Origin of the sequence: Kitasatospora nipponensis (assembly GCF_039528135.1) — a bacterium.
Classification (GTDB): domain Bacteria; phylum Actinomycetota; class Actinomycetes; order Streptomycetales; family Streptomycetaceae; genus Kitasatospora; species Kitasatospora nipponensis.
Genome location: NZ_BAAALF010000318.1, coordinates 1 through 4,191 on the forward strand (window position 1 = coordinate 1; position 4,191 = coordinate 4,191).

Genomic DNA, 4,191 nt, shown 5'->3' on the forward strand with positions numbered 1-4,191 from the left:
CAAGGAACGGACACTTCCTTCAAGCCGCTCTCGCAAGCTCTCCGGGCGTTCGTTTTGTTTACTTCGTTCTTTCGTGTTTCCCAGCTTACCAGACCCGATTCGCTCCGTTTACCGGGCGTTTCTCTGTCCGATTCCCAACTGGTGGGATTTCCTTCGACTGACCACGAAAGCTTATCAGAGGCTTTCGGAGGTTTTGTTTCCGGAATTCGCCTGCCGGGCCGCATCCGATGGACGCTCCGCCTCGACGTGCTGTGTCGTTGACCCTACCGCTTGTTCCGACCTGTTGTCCAGTCCGAGCCAACCGTTCGAATCTACTAGCCGGTCGGGACCGTGTCAATGGTTCCTGCGGCGTGATGAGAAGACTACCAGGTCAGGAGGGGTCAGGCCGCCACGGGCTGCAGGTCGGCGCGGTCCGCGGCCTCGACGTCACCGGTCTCGCCCGTGGCGGCCGCGCGGCGGCCCAGGACGAGCGCGTAGAGGAGGAAGAGGACCTCGGCGGTGGCGCCGATGCCGATCCGGGCCCAGGTGGGCAGGCCGGAGGGGGTGACGAAGGCTTCCAGGATGCCGCTGACGAACAGGGTGACGGCCAGGCCGATCGCCATGCCGATGGTGACCCGGCCCTGCTCGGCGAGGGCGGCGGCGCGGGTGCGCGGGCCCGGGTCGATCACCGTCCAGCCCAGCCGCAGGCCCAGGCCGGCCGCCACGAAGACCGCGGTGAGCTCCAGCAGGCCGTGCGGCAGCAACAGGCCGAGGAAGAGGTCGAGCCGGCCGGCGGAGGCCATCAGGCCCAGGCCGATGCCCAGGTTCAGCACGTTCTCCAGCAGGACCCAGAGCACCGGCAGCCCCAGGAAGACGCCGAAGACCAGGGACTGGGCGGCGACCCAGGCGTTGTTCGTCCAGACCTGGGCGGCGAACGAGCTGGCCGGGCGGTCCGAGTAGTACGCCTCGTAGGCACCGCCCGGCCTGGTCATCTCGCGCAGGTCGGCGGGCGTGGCCAGGCTCGACCGCACCTCGGGGTGGGTGGCCACCCACCAGGCGATCAGGGCCGAGCCCAGCAGCGAGACCAGCATGATGGTCAGCCACCAGCGGCGGGAGCGGTAGAGCGCGGCCGGGAAGCTGACCGTGAAGTAGCGGCCGACGTCGCGCCAGCCGGTGGCGCGGCTGCCGGTGACCGCGTTGCGGGCACGGGCCACCAGTGCGGTCAGCCGGCCCTCCACCGTCGGATCGGGTGCGGTGGCCTGGACCCGGGCGAGGTGACCGGTGGCCCGCTGGTAGAGCGTGACCAGCTCGTCCGCCTCCGCCCCGCTGAGCCCGCGCCGCTTGCTGAGGGTCTCCAGGCGCGCCCACTCGGCCTGGTGCGCGGCGACGAAGACATCCAGGTCCATGGCGACGTACTCCAAGGGGAGGGGGAGCAGGGCAGGGCAAGCTTGCCAGAGCCGGCGGGCCCGGCGGCAGGCGCGGGCCGCCCTGGGTCGGGACCCAGTGGGGGGACTGGGCTTCCGGGGCCCCCACCGGCACCGTATGTTGGCCCCGGAAGATCGGGGGGCCGGCCGCTGGCCGCCTCCGCGGCGTCGGACGGAACGGGCGGGTGCGCGGTGAGCGACCTGGTGACGGGTGAGGCGGTCGTCCTCGGCCTGCGGACGGCGAAGCTGCCCAGCAGGGCGCTGGCGGTCCTGCTCGACCTGGTGGTGGAGTTCGGGGCCTTCTTCATCGGCTCGCTGCTCATGCTGACCTTCCGGTCGGACCTCGACTCGGCGGCCGGCGCGGCCTTCACGATCGGCATGATGGTCCTGTTCCTGGTCGCCGTCCCGGTGATGGTGGAGACCTTCACGCGCGGCCGGTCGCTGGGGAAGCTGGCCCTGGGGCTGCGCGTGGTGCGGGTCGACGGCGGGCCGGTGCGGTTCCGGCACTCGCTGGTGCGCGGGCTGGTGGGGATCTTCGAGATCATCCTGCTCGGTGGGGTGCCGGCCGCGATCAGCTCGCTGGTCTCGGCGGAGGGCCGGCGGCTCGGTGACGTCTTCGCCGGCACGCTGGTGGTCCGCGAGCGGGTGCCCGCCGGCCGGGCCGGCGGGCCGGTGATCGCGCCGCCGCCGCAGGTGATGAGCGCGCTCGGAGCGGACCTGATCCGCCTCGACCTCTCCGCGGTGCCGGACGGGCTCTGGTTGGCGATCCGCCAACTACTCTCCCGCACCGATCAGTTGGACGAGCAGGTGGCGCTGCGGATGGCCGCTCAGCTGGCTGCCGACCTGGCCGAGCGGACCCGCTGGCCGGTCCCGCCGGGCCTCTACCCGGCGCTCTACCTGGGAGCGGTGCTGACCGAGCGGCAGCGCCGCGAGTGGCTGCGGGCCTCGGCCGCCACCCCCTCGCCCTACCCGACCGCGCCCACCCCGTGGTCGCCGACCCCGCCGTCCTACCCGGCCCCGCCCGCGTACCCGGCGGCGCCCGCCGGCCATCCGACGGCCCCGGCCGCCTGGCCGCCGGCCTCGGCCACCGTTCCGGCCGCCACCCCGGCTCCCGTGCCGGCCCCCCGGCCGACTCCGACCCAGCCGCCCGCGCCCACCGGGCAACCCGCGCTGATCCAGCCGCCGCCGGTGCTCCCGCCCCAGCTGGTGGGGGTGCCGAACCTGGAGAAGTCGACGCCGGTCGCCGCTCCCCCGCCCCCGGCCGCGCCGCCGAGCCCGGTCGTCCAGCGCCGGGTCCAGCCGCCGGCCGCGGAGCCCGGTGGCGGGTTCGCCCTGCCCGGCTGACCAGCGGTGCGGCTCACCGGCGGCCCGGCTGACCGGCCGGGCTCAGTCGAAGGTCGGCCAGGCGTTCGGCGGCGTCTGCAGTTCCTCCAGCTCGATCCCCGGCGCCGCCAGCAGCACGTCGCCCGCCAGGTGCACCAGCCGCTGCTCACCGGTCTCCAGGTCGGCCACCTGGTAGCGCTCGACCCGCAGGGCACCGACGTCGGTCGGGTGCTCCTCGGTCCCCTCCAGCGTCCAGCCCTGGTCGAAGGTCCGCGGGGCCAGCGCCGCGCCGTGGAAGGCGACCAGCCGCACCCGGGCGGCGGCGCCCTCGGTCAGCCGCAGCATCCGGGCGGTGGCGACCAGGAAGGCGGGCGAGTCGCCGGCGAAGCCGTGCGCCCGGTCGTGGCCCTCGGTGGCCGAGGCGCCGGTCGGATCGTCCGGGTCGGTACGGACCCAGGCCACCCCGTCCACCGCTCCCCCGCGCACCTGCCAGCCGCCGGCGCGCAGTTCCATCCGCAGCGGGCGGCTGCGCGAGTCGAGGGTGAGGTCCACGGTAGCCAGCACGGCGCCGTCGGGAGCGTAGGTCTTGGAGACGTAGCGCCAGCCGGCCGGGCCGGGCGCGCAGCTGAACCGTTCCTCGCCGAGCGGGGTGCGGTCGTGCGGGTCGTGGAGCGAGTATCGGCCGTTGGGCATGGGTCGAAGCCTACGTGCAACCTTTCGACCGGCCGGCCGCATCAGGGAGTCGAGCGGGGCCGGGGAGCGCCGCCGCGAGAGGAGCGTGGCCACCGATGGCCAAGGCGAAGGACGACGACGAGTTCACCGAGTTCGTCGCGTCGAGGGCGGGCTGGCTGCGGGGCACGGCCTACCTCCTGTGCGGCGACTGGCACCGCGCGGACGACCTGGTCCAGGAGAGCATCACCAAGCTCTACACGCACTGGGGTCGGGCGTCCGGGGCCGACAACCGGGACGGCTACGCCCGCAAGGTCCTGCTGAACACCTTCCTCGCCGAACAGCGGTCGGGCTGGGGGCGGTTGGTGGCCCGCCGGGCCGCCGCGCCGCAGGACGAGGCCGTCGGTCCGGTCGCCGACCTGGAGACCGGGCTGGACCTGCGCCGGGCCCTGGCGGCGCTGCCGGCCCGGCAGCGCGCGACGGTGGTGCTGCGGTACTACTGCGACCTCTCCATCGACCAGACCGCCGAGGCGCTGGCCTGCTCGCCCGGCAACGTGAAGAGCCAGGCCTCGCGCGGGTTGAGCACCCTGCGCACGCTGCTGGGGACCGGGTCCGCCGGCACCACGAGGAGGACGACCTGATGGCCGAGGAGGGGACCGAGCTCCGGGCAGGCCTGATCGAGCTGGCCGGTGGACCGATGCCGCCCAGCCGGGTGAGCGCGGAGCTGGCGATCCGCACCGGCCGGCCGGGGGGGGGGGGGGGGGGGGGGGGGGGGGGGGGCGGGGGGGGCGGGGGG

General features: G+C 74.3%; 5 protein-coding genes. 3 read left to right on the plus strand and 2 right to left on the minus strand.

The annotated features are described in order from the left end of the window. The coding region (locus ABD323_RS39235) for a hypothetical protein (protein ID WP_344446890.1) at nucleotides 1–261 on the plus strand (261 nt) is incomplete at its 5' end. Nucleotides 262–380: 119 nt separating this feature from the next. Here ABD323_RS39235 and ABD323_RS39240 read toward each other — a convergent pair. Then, nucleotides 381–1,385, minus strand: a complete 1,005-nt coding sequence (locus ABD323_RS39240) for a stage II sporulation protein M (protein WP_344446891.1) — start codon at nucleotides 1,383–1,385, stop codon at nucleotides 381–383. Nucleotides 1,386–1,595: 210 nt separating this feature from the next. On the opposite strand from ABD323_RS39240, the gene ABD323_RS39245 reads away from it, so the two are divergent. Continuing rightward, nucleotides 1,596–2,747 carry an RDD family protein gene (locus ABD323_RS39245; protein WP_344446892.1) on the plus strand — a complete coding sequence of 384 codons (1,152 nt, stop codon included), beginning with the start codon at nucleotides 1,596–1,598 and terminating at the stop codon, nucleotides 2,745–2,747. Between the two features lie 42 nt (nucleotides 2,748–2,789). Here the strand turns inward: ABD323_RS39245 and ABD323_RS39250 are convergent, their stop codons facing one another. Next, nucleotides 2,790–3,419, minus strand: coding sequence for a hypothetical protein (locus ABD323_RS39250; protein WP_344446893.1), 630 nt, complete (start codon nucleotides 3,417–3,419; stop codon nucleotides 2,790–2,792). A 95-nt stretch (nucleotides 3,420–3,514) separates the two neighbouring features. Here ABD323_RS39250 and ABD323_RS39255 point away from each other — a divergent pair, with 95 nt between their 5' ends. Then, nucleotides 3,515–4,036: a SigE family RNA polymerase sigma factor gene (locus tag ABD323_RS39255; RefSeq protein WP_344446894.1), complete on the plus strand. Its 522-nt coding sequence runs from the start codon at nucleotides 3,515–3,517 to the stop codon at nucleotides 4,034–4,036. Nucleotides 4,037–4,191: the final 155 nt, after the last annotated feature.

Excerpts from the sequence above, each read along its gene's own strand:
- ABD323_RS39240 (WP_344446891.1), bottom strand. The coding sequence starts at position 1,385 with ATGGACCTGGATGTCTTCGTCGCCGCGCACCAGGCCGAGTGGGCGCGC.
- ABD323_RS39250 (WP_344446893.1), bottom strand. The coding sequence starts at position 3,419 with ATGCCCAACGGCCGATACTCGCTCCACGACCCGCACGACCGCACCCCG.
- ABD323_RS39255 (WP_344446894.1), top strand. The coding sequence starts at position 3,515 with ATGGCCAAGGCGAAGGACGACGACGAGTTCACCGAGTTCGTCGCGTCG.